Source organism: Kitasatospora sp. NPDC056731 (assembly GCF_040687675.1).
Lineage (GTDB): Bacteria > Actinomycetota > Actinomycetes > Streptomycetales > Streptomycetaceae > Kitasatospora.
Window position 1 is genome coordinate 178,518 of sequence record NZ_JBFBNR010000004.1, and the last position, 25,965, is coordinate 204,482.

The 25,965-nt window shown below is 74.3% G+C and carries 24 protein-coding genes; 14 read left to right on the plus strand and 10 right to left on the minus strand.

From position 1 onward, the window contains the following. Positions 1 to 159: 159 nt before the first annotated feature. On the minus strand, positions 160 to 381 hold the full coding sequence (locus AB0R04_RS06280) for a DUF397 domain-containing protein (protein ID WP_363368634.1): 222 nt from the start codon (positions 379 to 381) through the stop codon (positions 160 to 162). Further along, positions 378 to 1,223, minus strand: a complete 846-nt coding sequence (locus tag AB0R04_RS06285; protein WP_363368636.1) for a helix-turn-helix transcriptional regulator — start codon at positions 1,221 to 1,223, stop codon at positions 378 to 380. The genes AB0R04_RS06280 and AB0R04_RS06285 overlap by 4 nt, the downstream gene beginning before the upstream one ends. Positions 1,224 to 1,542: 319 nt before the next feature. Here AB0R04_RS06285 and AB0R04_RS06290 point away from each other — a divergent pair, with 319 nt between their 5' ends. From AB0R04_RS06290 to AB0R04_RS06300, 3 genes are all read left to right on the plus strand, one after another. After that, complete coding sequence (locus AB0R04_RS06290; protein ID WP_363368638.1) at positions 1,543 to 1,992, plus strand: ATP-binding protein; 450 nt, start codon at positions 1,543 to 1,545, stop codon at positions 1,990 to 1,992. After that, the gene (locus AB0R04_RS06295) at positions 1,989 to 2,276 is read left to right on the plus strand and encodes a hypothetical protein (RefSeq protein ID WP_363368640.1); all 288 of its coding nucleotides are present in this window, start codon (positions 1,989 to 1,991) and stop codon (positions 2,274 to 2,276) included. The genes AB0R04_RS06290 and AB0R04_RS06295 overlap by 4 nt, the downstream gene beginning before the upstream one ends. 92 nt (positions 2,277 to 2,368) lie before the next feature. Next, positions 2,369 to 2,830, plus strand: a complete 462-nt coding sequence (locus AB0R04_RS06300; protein WP_363368642.1) for a hypothetical protein — start codon at positions 2,369 to 2,371, stop codon at positions 2,828 to 2,830. Positions 2,831 to 2,852: 22 nt separating this feature from the next. On the opposite strand, the gene AB0R04_RS06305 is transcribed toward AB0R04_RS06300, so the two are convergent. Both AB0R04_RS06305 and AB0R04_RS06310 read right to left on the minus strand, forming a co-directional pair. After that, positions 2,853 to 3,284 (minus strand): SRPBCC family protein, encoded by a 432-nt coding sequence (locus AB0R04_RS06305; RefSeq protein ID WP_363368644.1) that lies wholly within the window; start codon positions 3,282 to 3,284, stop codon positions 2,853 to 2,855. Positions 3,285 to 3,357: 73 nt separating this feature from the next. Continuing rightward, entirely contained in the window at positions 3,358 to 4,002 is a 645-nt protein-coding gene (locus AB0R04_RS06310; RefSeq protein ID WP_363368646.1) for a CatB-related O-acetyltransferase, read from the minus strand. 76 nt (positions 4,003 to 4,078) lie between these two features. Between AB0R04_RS06310 and AB0R04_RS06315 the strand changes: the two genes are divergently transcribed. After that, positions 4,079 to 4,723, plus strand: a complete 645-nt coding sequence (locus AB0R04_RS06315) for an SUMF1/EgtB/PvdO family nonheme iron enzyme (RefSeq protein WP_363368649.1) — start codon at positions 4,079 to 4,081, stop codon at positions 4,721 to 4,723. A gap of 66 nt (positions 4,724 to 4,789) precedes the next feature. Further along, a complete protein-coding gene (locus AB0R04_RS06320) occupies positions 4,790 to 5,311 on the plus strand; it encodes a GNAT family protein (RefSeq protein ID WP_363368651.1) in 522 nt (173 codons plus the stop codon). A gap of 106 nt (positions 5,312 to 5,417) precedes the next feature. Here the strand turns inward: AB0R04_RS06320 and soxR are convergent, their stop codons facing one another. Continuing rightward, a complete protein-coding gene (soxR, locus tag AB0R04_RS06325) occupies positions 5,418 to 5,957 on the minus strand; it encodes a redox-sensitive transcriptional activator SoxR (RefSeq protein WP_363368653.1) in 540 nt (179 codons plus the stop codon). 57 nt (positions 5,958 to 6,014) lie between these two features. Here soxR and AB0R04_RS06330 point away from each other — a divergent pair, with 57 nt between their 5' ends. Continuing rightward, positions 6,015 to 6,728 (plus strand): transketolase, encoded by a 714-nt coding sequence (locus AB0R04_RS06330; RefSeq protein ID WP_363368655.1) that lies wholly within the window; start codon positions 6,015 to 6,017, stop codon positions 6,726 to 6,728. A 70-nt stretch (positions 6,729 to 6,798) separates the two neighbouring features. Further along, entirely contained in the window at positions 6,799 to 7,692 is an 894-nt protein-coding gene (locus AB0R04_RS06335; protein WP_363368657.1) for a transketolase C-terminal domain-containing protein, read from the plus strand. Positions 7,693 to 7,705: 13 nt separating this feature from the next. Here the strand turns inward: AB0R04_RS06335 and treZ are convergent, their stop codons facing one another. The 3 genes from treZ to glgX form a co-directional block, all read right to left on the minus strand. After that, the gene (gene treZ / locus AB0R04_RS06340) at positions 7,706 to 9,460 is read right to left on the minus strand and encodes a malto-oligosyltrehalose trehalohydrolase (protein ID WP_363368779.1); all 1,755 of its coding nucleotides are present in this window, start codon (positions 9,458 to 9,460) and stop codon (positions 7,706 to 7,708) included. 8 nt (positions 9,461 to 9,468) lie between these two features. After that, a complete protein-coding gene (gene treY, locus AB0R04_RS06345) occupies positions 9,469 to 11,994 on the minus strand; it encodes a malto-oligosyltrehalose synthase (protein WP_363368659.1) in 2,526 nt (841 codons plus the stop codon). A gap of 70 nt (positions 11,995 to 12,064) precedes the next feature. Continuing rightward, positions 12,065 to 14,302: a glycogen debranching protein GlgX gene (gene glgX, locus AB0R04_RS06350; protein WP_363368661.1), complete on the minus strand. Its 2,238-nt coding sequence runs from the start codon at positions 14,300 to 14,302 to the stop codon at positions 12,065 to 12,067. Between the two features lie 528 nt (positions 14,303 to 14,830). Between glgX and AB0R04_RS06355 the strand changes: the two genes are divergently transcribed. From AB0R04_RS06355 to AB0R04_RS06385, 7 genes are all read left to right on the plus strand, one after another. After that, positions 14,831 to 16,021, plus strand: coding sequence for an SAV2148 family HEPN domain-containing protein (locus AB0R04_RS06355; RefSeq protein ID WP_363368781.1), 1,191 nt, complete (start codon positions 14,831 to 14,833; stop codon positions 16,019 to 16,021). 166 nt (positions 16,022 to 16,187) lie between these two features. After that, the gene (locus AB0R04_RS06360; protein WP_363368663.1) at positions 16,188 to 17,900 is read left to right on the plus strand and encodes a carboxylesterase family protein; all 1,713 of its coding nucleotides are present in this window, start codon (positions 16,188 to 16,190) and stop codon (positions 17,898 to 17,900) included. Positions 17,901 to 18,085: 185 nt separating this feature from the next. Next, complete coding sequence (locus AB0R04_RS06365) at positions 18,086 to 18,541, plus strand: GNAT family N-acetyltransferase (protein WP_363368665.1); 456 nt, start codon at positions 18,086 to 18,088, stop codon at positions 18,539 to 18,541. An 85-nt stretch (positions 18,542 to 18,626) separates the two neighbouring features. After that, complete coding sequence (locus tag AB0R04_RS06370; RefSeq protein WP_363368667.1) at positions 18,627 to 19,373, plus strand: ABC transporter ATP-binding protein; 747 nt, start codon at positions 18,627 to 18,629, stop codon at positions 19,371 to 19,373. A gap of 73 nt (positions 19,374 to 19,446) precedes the next feature. Further along, positions 19,447 to 21,390, plus strand: a complete 1,944-nt coding sequence (locus AB0R04_RS06375) for an ABC transporter permease (RefSeq protein ID WP_363368669.1) — start codon at positions 19,447 to 19,449, stop codon at positions 21,388 to 21,390. Between the two features lie 187 nt (positions 21,391 to 21,577). Further along, positions 21,578 to 22,831, plus strand: coding sequence for a Dyp-type peroxidase (locus AB0R04_RS06380; protein ID WP_363368671.1), 1,254 nt, complete (start codon positions 21,578 to 21,580; stop codon positions 22,829 to 22,831). A gap of 191 nt (positions 22,832 to 23,022) precedes the next feature. Beyond that, positions 23,023 to 23,724, plus strand: a complete 702-nt coding sequence (locus AB0R04_RS06385; RefSeq protein WP_063347107.1) for an exonuclease domain-containing protein — start codon at positions 23,023 to 23,025, stop codon at positions 23,722 to 23,724. Positions 23,725 to 23,751: 27 nt separating this feature from the next. Here the strand turns inward: AB0R04_RS06385 and AB0R04_RS06390 are convergent, their stop codons facing one another. Further along, complete coding sequence (locus AB0R04_RS06390) at positions 23,752 to 24,768, minus strand: polysaccharide deacetylase family protein (protein WP_363368673.1); 1,017 nt, start codon at positions 24,766 to 24,768, stop codon at positions 23,752 to 23,754. 285 nt (positions 24,769 to 25,053) lie between these two features. Continuing rightward, the gene (locus tag AB0R04_RS06395) at positions 25,054 to 25,947 is read right to left on the minus strand and encodes an aminoglycoside phosphotransferase family protein (protein WP_063347106.1); all 894 of its coding nucleotides are present in this window, start codon (positions 25,945 to 25,947) and stop codon (positions 25,054 to 25,056) included. Between the last annotated feature and the right edge of the window lie 18 nt (positions 25,948 to 25,965).

Below are 25,965 nucleotides of genomic sequence, written 5' to 3' on the forward strand. Positions count from 1 at the left end.
TAGGGGTGCCGGATGAGAAGTCGATGAGAGGCTGGCAGGCCGCTGGAAGGAGCCTGGGGGCGCGAGTCGATGCACTCGGAACGGTGTCGTGGACCGGGTGTGGACGTCAATCCGGGGGCGGCCCCGTGCTCGGCATGGGGCCGCCCAGGACAGTTGAGGCTAGCGAGCTACCGGGAGCTCGCCCGCCTGGACGGCGGCGATGAAGGCCTGCCAGGCCTCGGGGCTGAAGCTGAGGGCCGGGCCGTGCGGGTCCTTGCTGTCGCGGACCGGGACGATGCCGGTGATGCCGTCGGAGACTTCGACGCAGTCGTCGTTCGGATTGCTGGCGCTTGCCTTCCTCCACTGCACGGGGAGTGCGGAGGCGACAGGGAAGTGGGTCACTTGAGCATGTCTCTCTTCTGTGTGATGAGGCTACGCGACTCGTCGAGGGCCAAGGCGGTTGCCATGATTTCGTCGAACGCCGCTCGATAGACATCGACTTGGTCCGGGTCCTCAACCCAGTCGCTGCTGAGCATTCCGCTGAGCAGAACCAGGTCGAGATCGCGTTGCCGAAACTCCAGGAGTGCGAACGGCCCGGTCATACCGGGGTGCGGCGGAGCCATGGCCGGCATGACCTGGATCCTGATGTTGGGGAGCCGGCTGAACTGCAGCAGCTTGTCCAGCTGGTCAGCCATCACGCCTGGGGCGGCACTCATGGTCAGGGCCGACTCGTGGATCACGGCCCATAGCTTCAGCGGGTTCTCGGATCGAGTCAGGACGGACTGCCTGTTGATCCGGACTTCGACTCGCTCTTCGACGCTGGGCTTCTCTATGACGCCGCTGGAGATGATGGCGTGAGCGTACTGGCGCGTCTGGAGCAGGCCAGGGATGTAGGCAGACTGATATGACTTGTTACCCACTGCGGTTTCTTCGAGGCGGATCAGATCCGTGTAGAGCGGGTTCAACTGCTCGTAGCCCGCGATCCAGCCGGGACGCCGCTTGTCTCGAAGGATCTCGACGAGGACCTCTTTGAGCTCCTCGTCGCACTCGTAGAAGTCGAGCAGCGCGCGGACGACGTCCGGCTTGAGCTGGACGCGGGCGTTCTCGTATCTGCTGAGCTTCACCAGGTTGACGCCGTCGACCTGGGCCGCCACCTCTTCGGCCGACAGGTTCTTGAGCTCGCGAAGTCGCCTGAGCTCGGCTGCGATGCGCCGGTATCGCACGGCTGGTACTGCGACCGCCATCTATGTGACCCCTTCAAAGCTTCCAAGAACCAGTGTGCATGGCGTATGTGATGCTTCGCCACCACCTTCGGGGAGTCTAAGGGTGACGCCTTGCCACTCGAAGTGAAAGTTTTCATATTTGCTCGACTTGCCTTGCGCTTCCGATGTGGCATGCAGCATGCTTTGAGTAACGGAGTGCTAGCTGACTGTGAACGCCTGTGTAGGTCGGTGGGCGCGCATTCCGGCGCCTCGTGCTGGGTGCTGCGCTGGTCGCGGAAGCCCGCCGAGTCGGCAGCTCTGCCTTGGATCTTCTCCACTCGCTCCCGAAGGTGGCTTCGCCATGTTCGAATCGCCTGACAATCCCCCCGAGTTCGTGTCCAGCTGCTGGCTGCTGCGCAGTCGGCGGTCGCCGGCGAAGGCCCGGCAGGCGCTCTTGCGGCTCCTCGACTCGACCCCCGCCGGTGAACTCTTCGCGGACTCCGGCCTGTTGGTGGTCTCCGAGCTCGTCACCAATGCCGTCGTGCATGGCACTCCGATCGGCAACCGGCTGTGGCTCTCCCTCTCCCTCGGCCCCTCCCGGCTGCGCATCGAGGTGCACGACGCGCGCCGTGACCGCGCGCCGCTCCTTCGCCCTGCGTCCGCCGATGACGAGTCCGGGCGGGGCCTTCTCCTCGTCAAGCTCCTGTCCGAGCGCTGGGGTTGCTGCCCGCGCGTGCCCATCGGGAAGATCGTGTGGTCGGAGATCGGTTCCGCCGCCGCCTCCTCCGCCCCCGTGGAGCGTGTGGCGTGAACGAGGACCGCCTGGTCACCGCCGAGATCACCGGCGGTCTGATGCCGCCGACGATCTACGCCCTCCTCCCCAAGGCGCTCGACGCCCTCTGGCGTTCCCTCCAGTTCCAGCCCATGAGCCGTTCCCAGTGGCTCTGGTTCGAGCGCTACCTCACCGGCCCGTCCGCCGACCGCTTCGTCGCCGGCTACCTCACCAGTGCGGGCCCGCTCGACCTCCCTGTCGTTCTCCCCGACTCCCTCCACCACCTGCGTCTCGGCTGGACGCCCCTTGGGGGCGAATGGTGAGCCGTCGCGCGACGGGCCGGCCCTGTCGCTCCTCCCGGCGTGGTGCGTGCTAGCTTTGAACGCGTTCAAATAAGTGGGCGCAAGGGGGAGCCGTGGCCGTGGTGCCGGGGAGTGCGAGGGTGCTGGCGGGGCTGGCGGCCGCGGTGTGCCTGCTCCCGCTGGTGCTCGCGGCGGTGGCGTTCGGCCTGGGCGGCTCGTTCTTGTTCCTGCACGTGATCGCGCTGGTCAGCACCGTGGCCGCCGCCGTGCCGGTCTGCTACCGGGAGCGGGGCCCGTTCCGGATCGCCTGTGCGGCGGCGGGCGCGGTGGTGGCGGTCGCCTCGGTGCCGCTGCTGTTCGTGGGCATCTGGTTCGTGATCGGGTTCGGCGCGTGGCTCATGCTGGCGGCCTTCCTGTTCCTGCCGGTCGCCGCGATCCCCGCGCTGGTGGCCGCGTTCCAGCGCGCCCGCGGCCCCGAGTACGGCCAGACGGCGGCCGTCCTCGGGTGGACGGTGGGGGTGCTGTCGCTGTTGGGCTGGTCGCTGGTCGCGTTCTACGTGGTGGTGGGGCGCTGATGTCCCGGACGGCCCGCCGCCGTCAGCCGGCGAACCGCTCGCGCAGCGCCGTCAGGCCGGCCGTGAACACCCCGCGGAGGCGGTCGGCGGAGTCCTTGCGGTGCTCGGCCTCGACGTCGTACGTGGCGCCCCACTCCACGAAGCTGGCGTCGAGCGCGGTGACCGGGGTGACCCGCAGCGTCGCCCGGTAGCCGTACAGCTCGAATGCCCCCTCGGGGAAGCTGTAGGTGTAGCTGCGGGCCTCCTCGTCGTAGGCGAGCAGCGTCTCGCGCAGCGCCGCGCCGTCGATCTCGAACACCCGGACCGACCCGATCGCGTTGCCCGTCAGCTCGTTGCCGAGGCTGCTGGCCGGCAGCCCCGGGTGCCAGCCGCCGAGGTTGTGGAAGTCCCCCAGCAGCTCCCACACCTGCTCGGCCGGAGCCTCCACGACCGTGCTGACCTTCGTACCTGCCATCGTCGTCACCTTTCGCCGGCCTTCGTACGGACGGACACCATCCTCGGTCCGGCGCGCGGCGGGCGCCAGGGCGTCACCGTCCCGGCGCGGCCGCTTCGAGGTCGTCGACGGTGCCGGACATGACGGTGCGCAGGTGCCGGGTGAGGTGCTCGGTCGGCCAGTCCCACCAGGCGAGGGCGAGCAGGCGGGCGATGTCCGCCTCGGCGTAGCGGGTGCGGATGAGCTTGGCCGGGTTGCCGCCGACGATCCCGTAGTCGGGGACGTCGTCGACGACGACGGCGCCGGAGGCGATGATCGCGCCGTGGCCGATGCGCACGCCGGGCATCACCATGGCGCCGTAGCCGATCCAGACGTCGTTGCCAACCACCGTGTCCCCCCGGCCGGCGAGGCCGGTGATCAGGTCGAAGTGCTCGGCCCAGCTTCCGCCCATGATGGGGAACGGGAAGGTCGAGGGGCCGTCCATGCGGTGGTTCGCCCCGTTCATGATGAACCGGACCCCCGTGCCCAGCGCGCAGAACCTCCCGATGACCAGCCGCTCCGGGCCGTAGTGGTAGAGCACGTTGCGCGTCTCGAACGCGGTCGCGTCGTCCGGGTCGTCGTAGTAGGAGTAGTCGCCGACGTCGATCAGCGGGGACGTCACCAACGGCTTGAGGAGCACCACGCGCGGCTGCCCGGCCACCGGGTGGAGAGTCGAAGGGTCCGGCGGGACGGAACTCATGGCGGTGTTACTCCTGATCGTCAGGTGTGAAGAGCGGAAAGGACATTGATCATCCCACGGGCTAGGATCGCGGCCCATGGATGCGAGCACCCGAACCGACCTGATCGCCGTCCCGCCCGGCCGCGTCACGCTGTCGGACCGCCGTACGCAGCGGAGCTGGACCGTCGAGCTCGCCCCCTACGAGCTGGCGCCCTGTCCGGTCACCCGCGAGCAGTACGGCGCCGGGGCCGGCGACCGGCTCCCCGCCGACAGCGTCTCCTGGTACGACGCCGTCCGCTACTGCAACGACCTGTCCCGGCGGGACGGGCTGGCGCCGGCCTACCGGCTCGACGGCGAGTCCGTCACCTGGGACCGCGCCGCCGACGGCTACCGGCTGCCCACCGAGGCCGAGTGGGAGCACGCCTGCCGCGCCGGAACGGACGGCCCCCGCTACGGCCCGCTCGACGAGATCGCGTGGCACCGCGGCAACTCGGACGAGCGCCCGCACCCGGTGGGCGGCCTGCGCCCCAACGGCTTCGGCCTGTACGACCTGCTCGGCAACGTGTGGGAGTGGTGCTGGGACGTGTACGACGCCGAGGTGTACGGCGACTACCGCGTGCTGCGCGGCGGCGGCTGGTTCGACGAGCACTGGAGCTGCCGCGCCTCCGTCCGCCGCCGCAGCCACCCCACCCTGCGGATCGACGACGTCGGCTTCCGGCTCGCCCGGACGATCACCGTCTGAAGGCGCGCGCCGCGGGGAACCCGGGCCAGGTCATGGACCGTTGGGCCCTGCATGAACGATGCACCGGTGTCCCTCAGACCGATCGGCGAAGCCGACCTCGCCCCGCTCGAAGCACTGCTGAACGACCCTCGGGCGTCGGGCCCGTTCCAGTGGTTCGGGTGGCGCGACCCCGGGCGGACCCGGCGCCTCTGGGCGGAGAGCGGCCTGCTGGCGCCCGAGCAGTCGATGCTCGCGGTGCTGTCCGGGGGCGAGTTCGCCGGGTTCGTCGCCTGGCGCCAGGTCGGCCGGCCGGACCTGGCGCCGTACTGGAACCTCGGCATCATGATCCGCCCGGAGGCGCGCGGCCGGGGCATCGGCACGCGGGCCCAACAACTGCTGGTGGACTACCTGTTCGCCCACACCGTGGTGATGCGGCTGGAGGCGGACACCGAGGACACCAACCTCGCCGAGCAGCGCGCGCTGGAGAAGTGCGGCTTCGTCCGTGAGGGCGTCCAGCGCAGCATGGGCTTCCGGGACGGCCAGTGGCGTGACGTGGTCCGCTACAGCCTGCTGCGCACCGACCCCCGGCCGCTTTCTGACCGAACCTAGGCGATCCCGAACCACTCCTCCGCGAGGGCGTCCAGCGTCCGCGCGGAGGGCTTCAACTCCCGCCGAGGTGGGCCGGGATGAGGGAAGCGCCCCGCGCCGGAGCGGTTCAGTGGGGTCCGCAGGCGTCGGTGGCGGCGGGGGAGAGGGGTTCCGGGCCGCCGGCCGGGTCGCGGGTGAGGAGGTAGCGGGCGCCGGGGCCGGTGTCGGCGGCGCGGTCGGCGGCGTTGTAGAGGGAGCAGCGGGAGAGGGAGAGGCAGCCGCAGCCGATGCAGCCGGTCAGCTTGGCCTTGAGGCGCTGGAGCTCGGCGATCTGCTCGTCGATGCGGCTCTGCCAGGATTCGGCGACCCGGTCCCACTCGGCGCCGCTGGGGGCGGGGCGCTCGGGGAGCCGGTCGAGGGCGACGCGGGCCTCGTCGAGGGAGAGTCCGACGCGCTGGGCGGCGCGGACGAAGGCGATCCGGCGCAGCGTGCCGCGGGGGTAGCGGCGCTGGCCGCCGGCGGTGCGGGTGGCGTGGATGAGGCCGAGGCTCTCGTAGTAGCGCAGGGCGGAGGCGGCGAGGCCGCTGCGGTGGCCGAGTTGGCCGATGGTGAGCAGGTCGTCGCGGTGCGGGCCGGGTGCTCGGCCGTGGTCCGGGGTCGCGGTCATGGGCACCCACTCTAGCCGCTTGACCTCAAGTCGACTTTAAGTTGCACCATCGTGGTCATGACGACGAACGCAACCGCGGACCTCGCGGAAACCACCCGTTTCGAGGACCTGTCGGCGCTGATGGGCCTGATGACCGGCGACGAGAAGCACGGCCCGGCCGCCACCTCCACCCTGGACGCGCTCTGGGTGCTGTACGACCGGGTCCTGCGGGTGAGTCCGGAGCGGGCCGGGGCGCAGGACCGGGACCGCTTCCTGCTCTCCAAGGGCCACGGCCCGATGGCGTACTACGCGGTGCTCGCGGCCAAGGGCTTCATCGACCCCGGGGTGCTGCCGAGCTTCGGCGGTTACGACTCTCCGCTCGGCCACCACCCGGACCGGATGCTCGTCCCCGGGGTGGAGATCGCCTCCGGCTCGCTCGGGCACGGCCTGCCGCTGGGCGTCGGCACGGCGCTCGGGCTGCGGGCGCAGGGCCTGACCGACCCGGCGGTGTGGGTGCTGGTCGGCGACGCCGAGTTCGACGAGGGCTCCAACCACGAGGCGGTGGCCTTCGCCGGTGCGTACGGACTGGAGCGGCTGCACGTGGTGGTGATCGACAACTCCTCGGCCACGCACGGCTGGCACGGCGGCATCGCGGCCCGGTTCGCGGCCGAGGGATGGTCCACCGCGACGGTGGACGGCCGCGACCACGAGGCGCTGTACCGCGCCTACACCGCCGAACACCCGGGCCGCCCGCACGTGGTGGTCGCCCGGGTCGAGCCCAAGGACTCCTGAGCCCGGGAACCCTGCGCCCGAGAACCCCCACGCACGCGCCAACCAGCACGAACCGAAAGGCACTTCACCGATGGACACCATGCGCGACCGCTTCATCGACGTCACCAGCCGCCTGCTGGACGAGGACCCCCGGCTGGCCGTGGTGCTCGCCGACATCACTGCGGCCGCCTTCGCCCCGGCCCAGCAGCGCCACCCGGACCGGGTGGTCAACGTCGGCATCCGCGAGCAGCTGCTGATCGGCGCGGCCGGCGGCCTGGCGCTGACCGGGATGCGTCCGATCGCCCACACCTTCGCCAGCTTCCTGATCGAACGGCCTTTTGAGCAGGTCAAGTTGGACCTCGTCCACCAGGGCGTCGGCGCCGTCCTGGTGAGCGCGGCCGGCTCCTACGACTGGCCGGCCGGCGGCCGCACCCACATGTCCCCGGGCGACGTCGCCCTGCTGGACACCCTGCCGGACTGGACGGTCCATGTGCCGGGCCACCCGGACGAGGCCGAGCAGCTGCTGCGCCACGCCGTCGCGGACGGCGACCGCAACGTCTACGTCCGCCTCTCGGCGCACCAGAACGCGCAGGCCCTGCCGGTCGAGGCGGGCCGGTTCACCACCGTGCGGCAGGGCTCGCGCGGCGTGGTCCTCGCGGTCGGGCCGATGCTGGACGCGGTGCTCGCGGCCACCGAGGGCCTGGACGCCACCGTGCTGTACGCGGCGACGGTGCGCCCCTTCGACGCGGCCGGGCTGCGGGCGGCGGTGGGGGAGCGGGCGGACGTGGTGCTGGTGGAGCCGTACCTGGCGGGCACCTCGGCGAACGAGGCGCACGCCGCCCTGACCGACCGCCCGCACCGGGTGCTGGGCCTGGGCGTGCCGCGCGAGGAGCACCGGCACTACGGCTCGATCCCGGAGCACCTGAGCGCCTACGGCTTGGACGCGGCCTCGCTGCGGGAGCGGATCGCCACCTTCCTCTGGTGACGCGCGTGGTGGGTCAGACCGCGCCGACCGCCACCGCGCCGACCGCCACCGCGACGATCGCCACCGCGTCCGCCCCCAGCCGTACCGCCGTCCCGTCCAGCGCCGCCGCCCCGAAGGCCGCGACCAGTTCGCGCCCGGTCCCGTCCAGTGGCAGGGCGGCCTCGGTGGGGCCGAGGTTGACGGCGATCCGGTACGGTCCCCGGTGCACCACCAGCCAGCGCGCCGCCTCGTCGTACGCCACCCGTACCGCGCCGAGGCCGGGGTCGGACAGCTCCGGCCGGTCGCGGCGCAGCCGGATCAACGTCCGGTGCCAGGTGAGGAGTTCGGCGTGCGGGGCGCGTCGGGGCTCGGTCCAGTCGAGGACGGAGCGCAGGACGGTGGCGGGCTCCTGCGGGTCGGGGACGGACTCGGCGGCCCAGCCGTGGTCGGTGAACTCCCGGCGCCTGCCCTGCCGGACGGCCTCGGCGAGCTGCGGGTCGGTGTGGTCGGTGAAGTACTGCCAGGGGGTGGCCGCGCCCCACTCCTCGCCCATGAACAGCATCGGGGTGAACGGCGAGGTGAGCACCAGCGCGGCGCCGCAGGCGAGCCGGCCGGTGGTGAGGCAGGTGGAGATGCGGTCCCCGAGGGCCCGGTTGCCGATCTGGTCGTGGGTCTGGAGGTAGCCGAGCAGCCGGTGTCCGCCGTCCGGCGGGAAGGGGCGGCCGTGGCCGCGGCCGCGGAAGCCGGACCAGGTGCCGTCGTGGAAGAAGCCGCGGGTGAGCGTCTTGGCGAGGGCGGCGAGCGGGTGGCGGGCGAAGTCGCCGTAGTAGCCCTGGGATTCGCCGGTGAGCGCGCAGTGCAGGGCGTGGTGGAAGTCGTCGCTCCACTGCGCGGTGAGGCCCTGGCCGCCGGCCGCGCGCGGGGCGGTGGTGTGCGGGGTGTTGAGGTCGGATTCGGCGATCAGGAACAGCGGGCGGTTGGTCGCGACGGCCAACTTCTCGACCTGGTGGGACAGTTCCTCCAGGAAGTGGACGGCCCGGTCGTCCGCGAGGGCGTGCACGGCGTCCAGCCGCAGGCCGTCGATCCGGTAGTCGCGCAGCCAGCCGAGCGCGCTGCCGATCAGGTAGCGGCGCACCTCGTCGGAGCCGGGGGCGTCCAGGTTGACCGCCGCCCCCCACGGCGTGTGGTGCCGGTCGGCGAAGTACGGGCCGTACGCGGGAAGGTGGTTGCCGGAGGGGCCGAGGTGGTTGTGGACGACGTCCAGCACCACGCCGAGGCCCTTGCGGTGGGCGGCGTCGACGAAGCGCTTCAGCCCTTCGGGCCCGCCGTACGGCTCGTGCACGGCCCACGGCGAGACCCCGTCGTAGCCCCAGCCGTGCCGGCCGGGGAACGGGCAGACCGGCATCAGTTCGACGAAGTCGACGCCCAACTCGACCAGGTGGTCGAGGTGCTCGGCGGCGGCGTCGAAGGTGCCGCGGGGGGTGAAGGTGCCGATGTGCAGCTCGTACAGCACGGCGCCGGGCAGCGCGCGGCCGCGCCAGCCGGTCTGCGACCAGCGGAACGCGGCGTGGTCGACCGGGCGGCTGGGGCCGTCGGGGCCGTGCGGCTGCCAGGAGGAGCGCGGGTCGGGCAGCGGCGGCCCGCCGTCGAGGCGGAAGGCGTAGTCGCCGGCCGGAGCGCGGCCGGTCCACCAGCCCGGGCGGTCCGGGCACCGGGCCAGCGGATGGGCGGAGCCGTCGACCTCGACCTCGACCCGGTCGGTGGCCAGGGGCGCCCACACCTCGTAGATCCGCACGCTCAGCTCCTCCTCGTCAGCAGCGCCACCGGCCGGTCCGCCAGCAGCCGCGCGACGGGCACCGGGCCCGCCGGGTGGGTCCGCAGCGTCAGCAGGTCCGTCCAGGGCCCGCCGTCGGGCAGCTCCAGGACGGTGCCGCGCCAGCCGCCGGCGCGTTCCAGCCCGTACGGGAGCCGGGTGACGGCGGTGACCACGTCGGCGCCGCGGGCGAAGGCCAGCAGGTGGTCGGCGGCGGGGCCGGCGGCGGTCAGCGGCCGGTAGGGCCCGAGCGGGCGGTCGCGCCGCAGGTGCAGCGCCGCCCTGGTGAGGTGCAGCTTCTCGCGGGCGAGGTCGCCGGGGCGCGGGGCGGCCGCGTCGGTGAGCCGGACGGCGAGCGCGCCGAGGTCCACCACGCCCCGGTTGTCCGGGTCGACGAGGGTGTACAGCGGCTCCTCGCTGCCCTGGTAGAGGTCGGGCACGCCCGGGACGGTGAGGTGCAGCAGCGCGGCGGCGAGGGTGTTGGCGCGGGCGTACGGGGCGAGGGCGTGCACCAGGCCCTCGATCCGGGGCAGCAGTCCGGGGTTGGTGTGGACGGCGCGGGCGCGCGCGGTGAGCGCCTGCTCGAAGCGGGCGTCGGGGGTGGTCCAGGAGGTGTGCAGTTTGGCCTCGCGGGCGGCCTTGAGGAGGGCGGCGACGAGCCGGTCGGGGTCGATCGGCCAGGCGGCGACGAGGGTGTGCCAGAGCAGCCAGTCGCCGTCGCGGGCACCGGGGTCGGGGCCGTGGCCGGGGTCGTGGCCGCCTTCGCCGTCGGGGCCGGCGCCTGGGCCGGGCCCGGCGGCGGTGGACCAGGCGGCGGCCTCGGCGGCCCAGGCCTCGGGCTGCTCGGCGAGCACGGCGAGCCGGGCGCGGGCGTCGGCGCTGCGCTTGGTGTCGTGGGTGGACAGCACGGTCATGCTGTGCGGCCAGGCGCGCTCCAGGTAGCGGCACCAGTCGTGGAACCGGGCCGGAGGCAGCCCCGGCCGGCCGGGCTCGCCGCCGACCTCGTTGAGGCCGGGCAGCGCGTTCCACCGGTAGAAGGCGGTGTCCTCGACGCCCTTGGCGGCGACGGCGGCGGCGGTCTGCGCGAAGCGCTCGCAGAACTCGTCCTTCTGCGGCCCGCTCCCCAGCTCCCCGAGGGCCAGGGCGGCGACCAGCCGGTCCGTCGGGTCGGCCGAGCCGTCCAGCGCCGCGCGCAGCTGCTCGGCGGAGGCCGGCGGCACCGGCTCCCCGGGCCGGGCGTACGGCCGGTACGCCGGGTAGCCGGTGAACAGCCGCCGCAGCGCCGCGCGCAGCCGCCAGGGCGCGTGGTCGGCGTACGCGGGCTCGGCGGCGCCGATCCGCAGCGCGATCCGCACCAGCCGGTCGACCTCGGCGGCCAGCTCGCCGTGCGGCGCGGTCATGTCGGCCCGCCCGCGCCGGGCGGCGGCGACCGCCGGGTGGGGGTCGGCGCAGGGTTCGCCGTCCGGCGCGGAGCCGGTCAGGAACGCCGCGTACGCCCCGGCCAGCCGGCAGGCGCCCGCGTGGTCGGTGAGCACGCCGTCGATGCGGCGCAGCGCGTCGTAGCCGGTCGTCCCGGCGACCGGCCAGTCCGCGGGTAGCCGCTCGCCGCCGGTGAGGATCTTCTCGACGACGGTGTACGCCCCGCCGGTGGCGCCGGCGAGGCGGCGCAGGTAGCCGCGCGGGTCGGCGAGCCCGTCGGGGTGGTCGATCCGGAAGCCGTCGACGATGCCGTCGGCGTGCAGCCGCAGCAGGGTGGCGTGGGTGGCGGCGAACACCTCGGGCTCCTCGACCCGGACGGCGATCAGCTCGTTGACGGTGAAGAAGCGCCGGTAGTTCAGTTCGGTGCGGGCCAGCCGCCACCAGGCGAGCCGGTACCACTGGCGGGCGAGCAGCTCGTCGAGCGGCAGCCCCGAGGTGCCGGGCCGCAGCGGCAGCTCGTGGTCGTGGTAGCGCAGCACCTCGCCGTCCACCACCAGCTGGTCCAGCACGGCGCCGAGCCGGTCGCCGAGCAGCGGCAGCAGCACCCGGCCGCGCGCGGGGGCGTCGACGGGGCCCGGCTGGGCCGCCCAGTCGATGTCGAACCAGCGCGCGTACGGCGAGTCGGGGCCGTCGCGCAGCACCTGCCACAGCGGCTGGTTGAGCCGCTCGGGGACGGGCACCGCCATGTGGTTGGGCACCACGTCGACGAGCAGCCGCAGGCCGTGCCGGTGGGCGGCGGCGGCCAGTGCGCGCAGGGCGGCCTCGCCGCCGAGCTGCTCGCTGACCCGGCCGTGGTCGACGGTGTCGTAGCCGTGGGTGGAGCCGGGGGCGGCCTCCAGCAGCGGGGACAGGTGCAGGTGGGAGACGCCGAGGGCGGCGAGGTAGGGGACGGCGGCGGCGGCGTCGTGGAGGGTGAAGCCGGGTTGCAGCTGGAGGCGGTAGCTGGCCGTGGGGGCCGTGGCGGTAGCGGTGGCGGATGAGGGGGAGGTGGCGGCCGGGCGGGGCGGTGCGGGCTCGGCGGCGGAGGTCATAGGTCCATGAGTACCCGGGGGAGCCCGCCGCCAAGACCCGCTGCTGGTCCGAACAGGTGAGCGCAGGGTGTCAGGCCGGCCGCTGGAGCACCATCAGCGAGCGGTCGGTGAGCCACAGCGCGTCCCCGGCCTTGACCCGCGCGCCCGCGCCCGGGGCGGGCAGCCGGGCCTGCGCGGTGTCGACCACGACCTGCCATTCCTGCCCGTGGTCGGCGGGCAGGGTGAACTCCAGCGGCTCGAAGTGCGCGTTGAACATCAGCAGGAAGGAGTCGTCGACGATCCGCCCGCCGCGCCGGTCCGGCTCGGAGATGGCGTAGCCGTTGAGGAAGACGGTCAGCGACTTGGCGTAGCTGGCGCCCCAGTTGCGCTTGGTCATCTCCTCCCCGCCGGGGGTGAACCAGGCGATGTCGGTGAGGTCGTCGTAGCCGCCGGAGTCGTAGCCGCCCGAGAGGTGACTGCCCGAGAGGTGACCGCCCGAGGGGTGACGGCCGGAGGCGTGACCGCCGGAGGGGCGGCCGCCGGCGGCGAGCGTCCCCGGCCCGGGGCGCCCGGGGACCGGCCGCCCGTGGAAGAAGCGCCGCCGCCGGAACACCGGGTGGTCGCGGCGCAGCCAGATCATCCCCTGGGTGAACTCCAGCAGCCGCGCCTCGGGCCCGTCGCCGTCCGGCCAGTGCACCCAGGTGAGTTCGTTGTCCTGGCAGTAGGCGTTGTTGTTGCCCTGCTGGGTGCGGCCGAGTTCGTCGCCGTGGGAGAGCATCGGCACGCCTTGGGAGAGCATCAGGGTGGCGATGAGGTTGCGCTGCTGGCGGGCTCTGAGCTCCTCGACGGCCGGGTCGGTGCCGGGGCCCTCGACGCCGCAGTTCCAGGAGCGGTTGAAGGACTCGCCGTCGCGGTTGTCCTCGCCGTTGGCCTCGTTGTGCTTGTCGTTGTAGGAGACGAGGTCGCGCAGGGTGAAACCGTCGTGGCAGGTCACGAAGTTGATGGAGGCGATGGGGCGGCGGCCGTCGTCCTGGTAGAGGTCGGAGGAGCCGGTGAGCCGGGAGCCGAACTCGGCGAGGGCGGCGGTCTCGCCGCGCCACAGGTCGCGCACGGTGTCCCGGTACATGCCGTTCCACTCGGTCCACAGCGGCGGGAAGTTGCCGACCTGGTAGCCGCCCTCGCCGAGGTCCCAGGGTTCGGCGATCAGCTTGGCCTGGGAGACCACCGGGTCCTGCTGGACGAGGTCGAAGAAGGAGGAGAGCCGGTCGACCTCGTGGAACTGCCGGGCCAGGGTGGCGGCGAGGTCGAAGCGGAAGCCGTCGACGTGCATCTCGGTGACCCAGTAGCGCAGCGAGTCCATGATCAGCTGGAGCACGTGCGGGCTGCGCATCAGCAGGCTGTTGCCGGTGCCGGTGGTGTCCTCGTAGAAGCGCTGGTCCCGGGCGAGGCGGTAGTAGGAGACGTTGTCCAGCCCGCGCAGGGACAGCGTCGGCCCGAGGTGGTTGCCCTCGGCGGTGTGGTTGTAGACGACGTCCAGGATCACCTCGATCCCGGCCGCGTGCAGCGCCTTGACCATCGACTTGAACTCCTGCACCTGCTGGCCCCGGTCGCCGCTGGAGGCGTAGGAGGAGTGCGGGGCGAAGAAGCCGATGGTGTTGTAGCCCCAGTAGTTGGACAGGCCCAGGTCGCGCAGCCGGTGGTCGCGGACGAACTGGTGCACCGGCATCAGCTCGATCGCGGTGACGCCGAGCTTGGCCAGGTGCTCGATCACCGCCGGGTGGGCCAGGCCCGCGTAGGTGCCGCGGATCTCCTCGGGGATGCCCGGGTGCAGCCGGGTGAGGCCCTTGACGTGCGCCTCGTAGATGACGGTGCGGTGGTAGTCGGTGCGCGGCGGGTGGTCGGTGCCCCAGTCGAAGTACGGGTTGATCACGACCGAGTGCATGGTGTGCGGGGCGGAGTCGAGGTCGTTGCGGCGCTCGGGCGCGCCGAAGTGGTAGCCGTAGACGGCCTCGTCCCAGTCGATGTGCCCGCTCATCGCCTTGGCGTACGGGTCCAGCAGCAGTTTGGCGCTGTTGTGGCGCTGGCCGAGGCCGGGGTTGTACGGGCCGTGGACGCGGAAGCCGTAGCGCTGGCCGGGCTGGACGCCGGGGAGGTAGGCGTGCCGGACGAAGGCGTCCGTCTCGCGCAGTTCGACGGCCGTCTCCGAGCCGTCCTCGTCGATCAGGCACAGCTCGATCCGGTCGGCACTCTCGGAGAACACCGCGAAGTTGGTGCCGGCCCCGTCGTAGGTGGCGCCGAGGGGGTAGGGCTTACCGGGCCAGACCTGCATGAGTCCTCAACTTCCTTGCACTCAACGGAAACTGACGTGTAGTCCGATAACGTGCCCGGACCCGGACGCTCTCTTCCCGGCCGGGCGGCCGGGCATGTGCGGCGCTCGCGCGCCGTGACGCACGGCACAGTGCGCATACTCCCCGAGCCTTCCCCCGGCGGCCGGGACATGTGCGGCCGGTTCGCCCGAACGGGTGTCCAGCCCGCATTCCTGTGATAAGCGGGGCCGGGCTCGCGGCGGGCGGGCCTGCGATGGGCGGGGCTTGCGATGGGCGTGGGTCTGTGAAGGGTGGGCCTGGTGGTGGTGCCGGGCCCCGGGGGCCATCCGGCTGCGCACCGCTCGCGGCGGGCAGTACCCTTGATCGTCCGGCCGCCCCCGGGCCGGTGGCGCTCCATCAGCCGCGCAGGGGCGGAGCGTAGAGCAGCAGACCAGGTGAGGTGGCGCATGGTGTTCCCCGCCGGCGGCCGCGGCCCGGGGCCCGACGGCCCCGACCGGGGCGGCGCCCGCAGCGAGGCGCCCACGGTCGTCATGCGCCCCACCCTGTCCGGCCGCCCCCTGGTACCCGCCCAGGGCGGCCCGGTCGAGATCCCCGCCCTCGCCTGGTCCGCCGCCGAATGGGAGGACGCCTACCAGCGGGTCCGGCTGTCCGGCCGCGCCTACGTCTGGCTCAACCTCGTCGAGCAGCGGCTGCGCTCCCTCGTCGACGAGGTGCTGCACCCCATCTACGCCCCCGCCCACGGCGAGGACTGGGTCACCGCCGCCGCCGGCCCCGCCGGCGAGGAGTGGGCGCACCGGGCCGGAGCCGTCCGCGAGGTCAGCCGCCGCAAGGGCTACCTGCTCGACCCGGCCGACGACGACCCGCTGGTCTTCCTCACCCTGCCCCAGCTGCGCGAGCTGATGGTCCAGCACTGGCCCTGCTTCGAGCCCTACCTGTCCGACCGGCGCGAGATCGAACTCGCCCTGGACGAACTGGAGGTGGCCCGGCACGTGGTCTCCCGCAACCGGGTGCTCACCCAGACCGTCCTCGCCCAGACCGAACGCGCCGCCGCCCGCCTGCTCGCCGTCCTGGACGGCGGCGCCGGCGGCGTGCCCGCCGACGTCGTCGAGTCGCTGGTGGCCGGCCGGTACGCGGACGTCGTCGCCGTGCACGCCGACCGCGTCCGCCTCCAGCGCGACCTGCCCGTCGAGGACCTGCTGGAGGGCGCCCGGCGCCTGGACGCGCTCGGCATCGGCCTCGGCATGCTCTGCCAGAACTACACCGGCAAGCGGCTGGTGCGCCTGGCCGGCGACGGCTGCCGGGTCCGCCTGCTCTTCCTCAACCCGGCGAGCAGCGCCGTCCGCCGCCGCGAACGCGAACTCGGCCTCGGTCGCGGCGAGTTGTCGCGCTCCATCGAGATGAACATCATGCACGTGCGCCGGGTGCGGGCCCGGCTGCGCGACCAGGGCGGCTTCGAGATCCGGGTCTTCGACGAGACCCCGCGCTTCACCGCCTACCTCGTCGAGGGCCCCCGCCCGACCGGCCAGGTCGGCGGCCGCCGCCAGAGCCGCGACCTCGGCGTCATCCAGCCCTACCTGCGCCGCGCCCGGGGCATGGAGTCCCCGGCCCTGGTGCTGCGCGGCGGCGCCGGCCAGCAGCCCGGCGGCAGCGAACAGGGCCTGCTGGAGGTCTATCGCGAGGAGTTCGAGGGCGCCTGGGGCGACTCCCGGCCGGTGTCCTGAACCCGCACCCCCCACTCCTGACGGACCGTCAAATTCCCTTCTCCACCCCCGGGTGGAGACCCGGAACTCCATCCGTGCGGCGGCGACACCCCCGGGCCGCGCCGCGCAAGCTGGAGGCGGGGTCGCGGCCGCACGAGCGGCGCGACGACGTCGAGGGGAGTGCGCCGTGGTGTACGGAACGAAGCGCGGGACAGTGCGCGGAACAGCATGGGGGGCCGCGCGCGGAAGGCTGCGCGACGGGCCCGGGGCGGGGCTGCGCGGAAGACTGCCGGGGAAGGCCCGAACCGCCCACCGGCGCTGGCCGCTCGCGCTGGCCGGCGTGGCGGCGGCCCTGCTGGGCCTGCTGCCGGCCGTCCCCGCCGAGGCCCGGGAGACGGGCGGCTGCCGAACGGCGACCTCCGTCGGCCGCCTGCAAGGGGTGGCCCAGGACGGCCGGTGCGCCTACCTGGGCGTCCCGTACGCGGCGCCGCCCACCGGCGAGCGCCGGTTCCGCCCACCGCAGCCGGCCGCGCCCTGGTCCGGAACGCTGCGCGCCACCCAGACCCGCCCCGGCTGCCCGCAGGACCTGAGCGCGGGCGGCGGCGGCACCGAGGACTGCCTGTACCTCAACGTGTGGTCGGCGCACGGCGGAGGCGCCCGCAAACCCGTCATGGTCTTCCTGCACGGCGGCGCGGACGAACTCGGCGCCGCCGGCCAACCCGTCTTCGACGGCGGCCTGCTGGCCGAGCGCGGCGACGCGATCGTGGTGAACCTGGACTACCGGCTCGGCATCCTGGGCTGGACGGAACTCGGCGCGCTCGACCCGTCCTACGCCGACTCGGGCAACAACGGGCTGCGCGACGAGAGCGCCGCGCTGGCCTGGGTGCGCCGGCACGTCGGCGCCTTCGGCGGCGACCCGGGCAACGTCACCGTCTTCGGCCAGTCGGCCGGCGCGATCTCGATCAGCGCCCTGCTGGCCGGCGACCACCCCGAGCAGCTCTTCCAGCGCGCCATCGTCGAGAGCGGGCCCGGCTACCTGGTGCACACCGCGGCCGCCGCGCGGGCCACCGCCGGAAAGGTCTTCGCCACCGGCGGCATCCACACCGTCGCGGACCTCGACCGGCTGAGCACCCCACAGGTCCTCGAACTCCAGGAACAGGTCCAGCACGGGCTCTCCGGACTGTCCTCCGCGGTCTTCTTCGGCCCCTCCGTCGACGGGGCGCTGGTGCCCGGCCCGGTCGTCGAACGGATCGCCGCCGGCAGCGCCCGCGACGTCGACGTGATGACCGGCACCACCGAGAACGAGACCGACTACTGGGCGCTGTTCGACCCCACGCTGCCGGACCTCCCGCTGAGCGCCTACCGCAACCTGCCCCCGGTGCTCGCCGACCGCAAACAGCAGCTGTACGACCGGTACGCCGCCGACCGCCCCGGGGCCACCGAGGGCCGGGTGGTGAACGCGATGCTCACCGACCAGACCGAGCGGATCCCCACCCTGCGCCTGGCCGAGGCCCAGTCCCGCTGGCGGCCCACCTACGTCTACCAGTTCGACTGGCACGTGCCCTACGTCCCCGGCCTGCCCGCCGCCCAGAACCTGGGCGCCATGCACACCCTGGAACTGCCCTTCGTCTTCGGCGGACTGGACCTCGGCGCGATCCCGCGCGGCGCGCAGACCGTCGCCGCCCAGCGGCCCGAACTCACCCGGCTGTCCGAGCGGATGGCCGACGCCTGGGCCTCCTTCGCCCGCCAGGGCGAGCCGGGCTGGCCGTCCTACACCGCCGACGCGCGGGCCACCCGGATCTGGGACCTGAACCCCAGCGTCCAGTACGCCCCGCACGACGACGAACGCGCCCTCTGGGACGACTACTCCTTCCCCGCCCTGGACCTCGGCACCCGCTGAGGCCTTCCCGCCTTCCCGCCTTCCCGCCTTCCCGCCCTCCCGCCGGCCCGCCTTCCCGCCTTCCCGCCGGCCCGTCGGAGCAGGGGGCCGGGCCACCGCCCGGCCCCCTCGGCGCGCCCCGCCCCGGTGTCCGACCCCTGAAACCCGCTGGCCAGGCCGGTGCGGCCGCTGCCACACTGCGGGCCGTGAACAGCTTCCCCGCCTGGACCCTGCGCCCCGCCACCGCCGCCGACGTCGAACCCGTCGCCGAACTCAGGGCCGTGGTCCTGCGCGCCGACCTCGAACGCCTCGGCCGCTACGACGACGACCGGGTCCGCAGTCGCCTGCGGGCGGGCTTCCCCAGCCGCCACAGCTCCGTCATCCTCGTCGACGGCGCCTTCGCCGGCTCCGTCACCGTCCGCCCCGGCGAGCAGGGCGGCCGCTGGATCGAGCACTTCTACCTCGCCCCCGCCCACCAGGGCCGCGGCCTCGGCAGCGCCGTCCTGCGCCACCTCCTCGCCCAGGCCGACGCCGCCGGCGAGCCCGTGCGCCTCGACGTCCTCCAGGGCAGCCCCGCCCGCCGCCTCTACGAACGCCACGGCTTCGTCCTCGACCACGAGGACCCGATCGACGTCTACCTGGTCCGCGAGCCCGCCGCCTGAACCGGGGCCGCCGCCTGAACCGGGGCCGGCCCAGCGGTCGGGGCTGGTCGGAGCAGGGGCGGCCGTGGTAGTCATAGCCCCCGTGATGATCATGGGGGATGACGAGGCCGTACTGCGCCTCGAACAACTGCACCGCACCTACGGGACCGGGCCGGAGGCCGTCCACGCGCTCAGGGGAGTGGACGTCGACTTCGCCCGCGGCACCTTCACCGCCGTCATGGGCCCCTCCGGCTCCGGCAAGAGCACCCTGCTCCAGTGCGCCGCCGGGCTCGACCGGCCCGACGGCGGCCGGGTCGTCCTCGACGGGGCCGACCTCGCCGCACTCACCGAGAGCCGGCTGACCGTCCTGCGGCGCGAGAAGCTCGGCTTCGTCTTCCAGGCCTTCAACCTGGTCGGCTCGCTGACCGCCGAACAGAACGTCGGCCTGCCGCTGCGCCTGGCCGGGCGCCTCCCCGACCGCGCCGACGTCCACCGCGCCCTCGCCCAGGTCGGCCTCGGCGAACGCACCGGACACCTGCCCTCCCAGCTCTCCGGCGGCCAGCAGCAGCGCGTCGCCATCGCCCGCGCCCTGATCACCCGCCCGCAGGTGCTCTTCGCCGACGAGCCCACCGGCGCCCTCGACAGCGCCAGCAGCCGCGACGTCCTCGCCCTGCTGCGCGAACTCGTCGACCGCGACGGCCAGAGCACCGTCATGGTCACCCACGACCCGGTCGCCGCCTCCTACGCCGACCGCGTGCTCTTCCTCGCCGACGGCCGCCTCGTCGCCGACCTCGACCACCCCACCGCCCCGCAGATCGCCGAGCGGATGACCGCCCTGGAGACGGCGGCATGAGCGAGCGGAGCGAGTTCATCATCGAGAGGTGCGCGTGGGCGAATGCCCCCGCCGAGCGCAGCGAGGTGGGCGCATGAGTTCCTTCGTCACCCTGCTGCCCGTCGCCGCCGCCGCACTGCGCCGCCGCAAGGCCGCCTTCGCCGGCTCCTACCTCGCCCTGACCCTCGGCGTCACCCTGGTCGCCACCACCGGCACCCTGCTCGACAACACCGCCGGCGACGACTCCCCGCTCGGCGCGCCCTCCCTCCACAAGGTGCTCCTGTTCAGCGCCGCGATGGCTGCCTTCGTCGCCGTCTTCGTCGTCGCCGGCACCTTCGCCTTCGCCGTCGCCCAGCGCCGCCAGGAGATCGCGATGCTGCGCGCCGTCGGCGCCACCCCCCGCCAGGTCGTCGGGCTGATCACCGGCGAGGCCGCCGTCGTCGCCCTCGCCGCCGCCGTCACCGGCTGCCTGCTCGCCCTGCCCGGCGCGCCCGCCCTCGCCGCCTGGCTGGTCGCCCGCGGCGCCGCCCCGGACGGCTTCGCGGCGCACCCGGCCCCCGCCCCGCTGCTCACCGCCGCCGCCGTCGGCCTGCTCGTCGCCCTGCTCGGCGCCGTCACCGCCGCCCTGCGCGCCGGCCGGGTCCGGGCCGTCGAGGCACTCGGCGACGCCGCCGTCGACCGCACGGTCATGACGCCCGTGCGCTGGGCCTGCGCCCTCGCCGGGCTGCTCGCCCTGGCCGGCACCGTCGGCTACTACCTGGCCGCCCCGACCATGCCCGCCGCCCCCGGCGACCAGCCGGCCGACCCGCAGCTCGCCTCCCAGTGGGTGCTCGGCGCCGACCTGCTGACGATCACCGCCCTCGCCCTGTTCGCCCCGCTGATCGTCCCGCCCCTGGTCCGGGCGCTCAGCGCGCCACTGGCCCGCGCCGTCGGCGCCGCCCCCCTGCTCGCCCGGCAGAACGCGCTCACCGCCGTCCGCCGCACCGTCTCCACCGCCACCCCCGCCTTCCTCACCATCGCCCTCACCGGCACCGTCATCGGCTCCACCGCCGCCTTCGCCGACGCCATGACCGCCCAGAACCGGGCCACCACCGCCGCCCGGTACGTGCTGCGCCCCGGCGCCACCCCGCTGCCCGACGACGCCGCACACCGGCTCACCGCCGACCGGCCCGGCCTGCGCGCCACCGCCACCACCCCCACCGTGGTCACCGGCCTCGGCGCCGCCCCCGCCGACTTCGCCGACCCCGGCGAGGACTCACCCGCCTCCGCCCCCTCCGCCGCCACCGTCGTCGACGGCGACCTCGCCACCGCCTGGACCCTGCCCGTCGTCCAGGGCGCCGCCGCCGACCTGCACGGGCCCACCCTCGCCGCCTCCACCGACCAGGCCCGCGGCCACGGCTGGACCCTCGGCGACCAGGTCCACCTGCGCCTCGCCGACGGCACCGTCACCGCACTGCGCCTCGCCCTCGTCTACCGCACCCAGCTGGGCCTCGACGAGATCCTGCTCAGCGGCGACGCCACCACCGCCCACCTGGCCGGCGCCCACCCCGGCGCCGTCCACCTCTCCGCCGAACCCCCGGCCGCCGACCGGCTCGGCGGCGAACTCACCGACGCCCGCGCCCCCGGCCCCGACCCCGGCGCCCACTACGCGTGGATCGCCACCACCACGATCCTCGGCCCCGCCCTGCTGTACGCGCTCATCGCGATCGCCAACACCATGGTGATGTCCGCCGCCGACCGCCGACGCGACTTCGCCGTCCTGCGGCTGGCCGGCACCCTGCGCCGCCAGGTGCTGCACATGGTCGCCCTGGAAGCCGTCCTGGTCGTCGCCACCGCCGCCGTCCTGGCCCTCGCCGTCACCGCCCTCACCCAGTACGGCACCACCGCCCTGCTCAACCACCGCATCCTGGCCGGCCAGGCCGCCATCGACCCGCACCTGCCCTGGCTCCCGCTCGGCGCCGCCGCGGCCGTCTGCCTCGCCCTGGCCGTCGCCGCCAGCGTGCTGCCCAGCCGGATCGCCCTCGCCCGCGCCCGGTGACGTTCGGCCGGTGACGTTCGCCCGGTGACCTTCGCCCGGTGCCGGTCTCCTGGTGACGTTCGCTCAGCGGCCCTCACCCGGGTGACCCCCGCCCGGGTGAGGGGAGTAGGCCGGACGGATGGTGACCGGCGGTCGGGCGCGGCGCTCACCCGAGCACCGGGCCCGACCGCTTGTTAGCGTCCCGTCCATGATCGACAGCCCGCACTCCACCGGCTCCGAACACCCCCGCGCCACCCGCCGAGGCCTCCTGCGCACCGCCCTCGGCGCCACCACCGCCGGAGCCCTCACCCTCACCGGCGCCCGCCCCGCCCAGGCCGCGCCCCGCCCCGCCACCCGGCGCATCGACTTCCACGGCCGCCACCAGGCCGGCATCACCAACCCGCCCCCCGGCTACGGCACCTTCCTCGCCCTCGACGTCAAGGCCCGCGACCGCAAGGCCCTCGAAACCCTCCTGCGCACCCTCACCGACCGCATCCGCTTCCTCACCACCGGCGGCACTCCGCCCGACCTCGGCCCCGCCACCGCCCCCTCCGACAGCGGCACCCTCGGCCCCGACCTGCCCACCGACGACCTCACCGTCACCGTCGCCGTCGGCGCCTCCCTCTTCGACACCCGCTACGGCCTCACCCGCCACCGCCCCCGCCGGCTCACCGCCATGCGCCCCTTCCCCGTCGACGCGCTGCGCCCCGCCGAATGCCACGGCGACCTCTCGCTCCAGATCTGCGCCGAGAACCGCGACACCGTCCAGCACACCATCCGCGACCTGCTGCGCAGCACCCACGGCCTGATCCGCCCGCGCTGGCAGCTCGACGGCTTCCAGAACCGCTCCCGCCCCACCGGCGCCGCCCGCAACCTGCTCGGCTTCAAGGACGGCATCGAGAACCCCGACACCGCGAACGCCCGCGAACTGGACGCCCTCGTCTGGGTCGGCGAGGGCGGCGACGAACCGCGCTGGGCCGCCGGCGGCAGCTACCAGGTCATCCGCGCCATCCGCACCCTCGTCGCCGGCTGGGACGAGGTGCCGCTCCAGCAGCAGGAACGCCTGATCGGCCGGCGCAAGAACGACGGCGCCCCGCTCGGCGCCGCCGGCGAGACCGACACCCCCGACTACCGCAACGACCCCGACGGCGCCGTCATCCCCCTCGACTCCCACATCCGCCTCGCCAACCCCCGCACCGACGGCACCCGCGGCAGCCGCATCCTGCGCCGCGCCTTCAACTACGACCGCGGCCTCGACCCCGACGGCGAACCCGACCTCGGCCTCGCCTTCTGCTGCTACCAGCAGGACGTGGCCCGCCAGTTCGAAGCCGTCCAGACCCGCCTCAACACCGAACCCCTCGCCCGCCACCTCCGCCCCACCGGCGGCGGCTACTTCTACGTCCTCCCCGGCGCCCACGACACCACCGACTGGCTCGGCCGCCCCCTCCTCACCACCACCTGAACGCCCGGGTTCGCGCGCCCGTCGCCCCAACCGGGGCGCGGGCGCCCGCCGTTGGGGCGACCTGCCGAAACCGAGGAGGGCCGTCCGCCGCCGCACCGGCCCGCACCCCGACCGCCCCAGCGGCCGGGTTGTCGGTGGGGCGGGTGATGATGGGGGCTGTTTCGAGAGGCAGGACGGAAGGACACCCCCTTATGAGCTGGTGGCAGCAGCCACTGGTCGGCTTCGACCTGGAGACCACGGGCACCGACCCGGCCGTGGACCGCATCGTCACGGCCGCGCTCGTGGACACCGTCGGGGCCCGCCGGGTGGGGGCCGTGCACTGGCTGCTCGACCCCGGGGTCCCGATCCCGGCCGAGGCGGAGGCGATCCACGGCATCGGCGACGACCTGGCCCGCGGCAAGGGCCGGCCGGCCAAGGAGGCGGTGGAGGAGATAGCCGGCGCGCTCTGCGAGCGGCTCGCCGCAGGGCGCCCGGTGGTCGCGTTCAACGCGCCGTTCGACCTGTCGCTGCTCGACGCCGAGCTGCGCCGGTACGGGCTGGTGCCGCTCGCCGAGCGCCTCGGCGCCCCGGTCGGGCCGGTGCTGGACGCGCTGGTCGTCGACCGGGCGGTGGACAAGTACCGCAAGGGCTCGCGCACCCTGCAGCGGGTCTGCGAGGTGTACGGCGTCGAGCTGACGGACGCGCACGAGGCGGGCAGCGACGCGCTGGCGGCCGTCCGGGTCGCCGTCGCCCTCGCCGAGCGCTACCGGGCCGAGGTCGGCGACGTCGCGCCGGCCGAGCTGCACGGGCGCCAGATCGGCTGGTACCGGGAGTGGGCGGAGGGCTTGCAGGCGTGGCTGCGCCGCGGCAAGGACCCGCAGGCCGTGGTCGACCCGCGGTGGCCGATGAGGTAGCCGCCCCCGGTGTGGCCGGTGAGTCGGCTATTCGGCGGGCCAGTCGAAGGTGTAGCCCTGGGCGACCAGCCAGGGCAGCAGCTGCTTGAGCGCGGCCACGGTCTGGGTGCGGTCGCCGCCGCCGTCGTGCATCAGGATCACGCCGCCGGGCTTGAGCTGCTTCTGCACGGTGGAGACGATGGCGGGCACGCCCGGGCGGGACCAGTCGCGCGGGTCGACGGACCAGCCGAGCGAGGACATGCCGAGGCTCGCGGTGATCTGTTCGTTGTCGGCGTTGAAGCCGCCGCCGGGGGCGCGGAACCAGTCGACCCGGGTGCCGGGGCCGCCGGCCTTGACGATCATGTCCCTGGCGGCGGAGATCTCGTAGACGGCCTTGTCGTGGGGGAGCTTCGCGAACGGCTGCGGGTGGTGGACGCTGTGGTCGCAGAGCCGGTGGCCGGCCGCGAGGACGCGCTTGACCAGGGCCGGGTTGGCGGCGGCGTTCTGGCCGATCTCGCAGAAGGTGGCCTTGGCGTGGTACTGGGCGAGCAGGTCGAGGATCTGGCCGGTGGCGGGGCCGGGGCCGTCGTCGAAGGTGAGCGCCACGGTGCGGCCGCCGGAGGCGGTGGAGCCGATGACGGTGCCCGGCTTGACCGGCGCGGGCGGCGGCGCGGGGGTGCCCGCGGGGGTGGTCGCGACGGCCGTGGTGGTGACCGGGGTGCTCGGCGTGCCGCCGTGGGGCGGGGCGCTCGTCCCGGCCGGCGCCTGGGGCGTGTGCGGCTTCGGGGCGGCCGGCGGGGCGGCGGAGGCGGGTGCGCCGTCGGAGCCGGGGGTGGGCGCGACGGTGGCGACGGGCCCGTCGGTCGGCCGGCCGTCGGTCGGCGCGAGGGTGATCGGGGGCTGGGTGCTGACGCCGGCCGTCGGCTGGAGGGCTCCGCTGGCGGTGCCGCACGCGGCCAGTCCCAGGGCGGCGGCCGCCACGACGCAGCCTGCGACCAGCCGGCGGCGGGCCGTGAGCGCCGTACGGGTCGGGGGGGAGGGCCGGCGGGTGGCGGAGTGGGGCATGGCGGCGGCTCCTGTGGTGCAGAGGGGTGCAGAGGACGGGCGCCGATCCCTCGGTCAGGATGACTGTCCGATAGGACGCCGAGCGTACGTGCCCCGGTTGCGGAGCGGACCGCAGCGCCGTAGGAGTCTTCTCACACGCGCCCGGGTTGGCGCCCCCGCGGCCCGCCGGGTATCCCGGGGGCCGCGCCGGGGGCGGTCCCGGCACCTCAGAGGCCCGGCACCTCAGAGGCCCGGTACTTCAGGAGCCGTCACTTCGGAAGCTCGACGCCCCAGGAGCCCGACGCCTCAGAACGGGTACCAGCGCACCTCGGTGGCGCCCTCCCGCAGCGAGGCGACCCGGCGCCGGAACTCCGCCAGCGCGGCCGGGTTGCCGGGTACCTGCTGGGCGACCCAGGAGGCGCTGGCGGTCTCCCGGGCCCCGCGCAGCACCGCGAAGCCGGGCCAGGCGCGCACGTCCCAGCCGTACGCCTCGACGAAGGCCCGGTACTCCTCGCCGGGCACGCCGTACCGGTCGTGGCTGAGCGCGAGGACCACCAGGTCGTGTTCGCGCAGGTCGTGCGAGACGTTCTCCAGGTCGAGCAGGACGGGCCCGTCCGGGCCGACGTGGACGTTGCGGGGCAGCGCGTCGCCGTGGATCACGCCGGGGTGCAGGTGCGGGGCGAGGTCGGGCAGGGCGGCGGCGAAGCCGTCGCGGCGGTGGCGCAGGAAGGCGACGTCGGCCGGGTCGACGTGGCCCTCGGCGGAGGCCAGCCAGCGTTCGACGGGGGCCAGCAGGTCGCGGTGGGCGAGCGGGAAGGGCGGCAGCGGCAGCCGGTGCAGGGTGCGCAGCAGCGGGGCGAGGTCGGCGGGGCGGGCGGGGCGGACGGCGGGGGCGAGCCGGTGCCAGAAGGTGACGGGGTGCCCGTGGGCGAGCTGGGGCTCGGCTTCCACCGCGTCGTACGGGCGGACCACCGGGACGTCCTGGGCGGCGAGCCAGTGGGCGACGGCGAGTTCGTGCCGCGCCCGTTCGTACAGTTCGGGGCCGCGGCCGACCTTGGCGACGACGGCAGGGTCGCCGAGGTCGAAGACGGCGTTCTCGCCGAGTGCGAGCAGCCGGGCGTCGCCGGGGCCGGGCAGTCCGGCGGACTCGCAGGCGTGGGCGAGCAGCAGCCGGGCGCGGCCTTCGTCGAAGGGGATCATGGCGGTGCTCCGTTGGGG

Coding starts and splice junctions, on each gene's coding strand:
- AB0R04_RS06285 (WP_363368636.1), bottom strand. CDS start 1,223: ATGGCGGTCGCAGTACCAGCCGTGCGATACCGGCGCATCGCAGCCGAG.
- AB0R04_RS06290 (WP_363368638.1), top strand. CDS start 1,543: ATGTTCGAATCGCCTGACAATCCCCCCGAGTTCGTGTCCAGCTGCTGG.
- AB0R04_RS06305 (WP_363368644.1), bottom strand. CDS start 3,284: ATGGCAGGTACGAAGGTCAGCACGGTCGTGGAGGCTCCGGCCGAGCAG.
- AB0R04_RS06310 (WP_363368646.1), bottom strand. CDS start 4,002: ATGAGTTCCGTCCCGCCGGACCCTTCGACTCTCCACCCGGTGGCCGGG.
- AB0R04_RS06315 (WP_363368649.1), top strand. CDS start 4,079: ATGGATGCGAGCACCCGAACCGACCTGATCGCCGTCCCGCCCGGCCGC.
- soxR (WP_363368653.1), bottom strand. CDS start 5,957: ATGACCGCGACCCCGGACCACGGCCGAGCACCCGGCCCGCACCGCGAC.
- AB0R04_RS06330 (WP_363368655.1), top strand. CDS start 6,015: ATGACGACGAACGCAACCGCGGACCTCGCGGAAACCACCCGTTTCGAG.
- AB0R04_RS06335 (WP_363368657.1), top strand. CDS start 6,799: ATGGACACCATGCGCGACCGCTTCATCGACGTCACCAGCCGCCTGCTG.
- treY (WP_363368659.1), bottom strand. CDS start 11,994: ATGACCTCCGCCGCCGAGCCCGCACCGCCCCGCCCGGCCGCCACCTCC.
- glgX (WP_363368661.1), bottom strand. CDS start 14,302: ATGCAGGTCTGGCCCGGTAAGCCCTACCCCCTCGGCGCCACCTACGAC.
- AB0R04_RS06355 (WP_363368781.1), top strand. CDS start 14,831: ATGCGCCCCACCCTGTCCGGCCGCCCCCTGGTACCCGCCCAGGGCGGC.
- AB0R04_RS06370 (WP_363368667.1), top strand. CDS start 18,627: ATGATCATGGGGGATGACGAGGCCGTACTGCGCCTCGAACAACTGCAC.
- AB0R04_RS06375 (WP_363368669.1), top strand. CDS start 19,447: ATGAGTTCCTTCGTCACCCTGCTGCCCGTCGCCGCCGCCGCACTGCGC.
- AB0R04_RS06380 (WP_363368671.1), top strand. CDS start 21,578: ATGATCGACAGCCCGCACTCCACCGGCTCCGAACACCCCCGCGCCACC.
- AB0R04_RS06385 (WP_063347107.1), top strand. CDS start 23,023: ATGAGCTGGTGGCAGCAGCCACTGGTCGGCTTCGACCTGGAGACCACG.
- AB0R04_RS06390 (WP_363368673.1), bottom strand. CDS start 24,768: ATGCCCCACTCCGCCACCCGCCGGCCCTCCCCCCCGACCCGTACGGCG.
- AB0R04_RS06395 (WP_063347106.1), bottom strand. CDS start 25,947: ATGATCCCCTTCGACGAAGGCCGCGCCCGGCTGCTGCTCGCCCACGCC.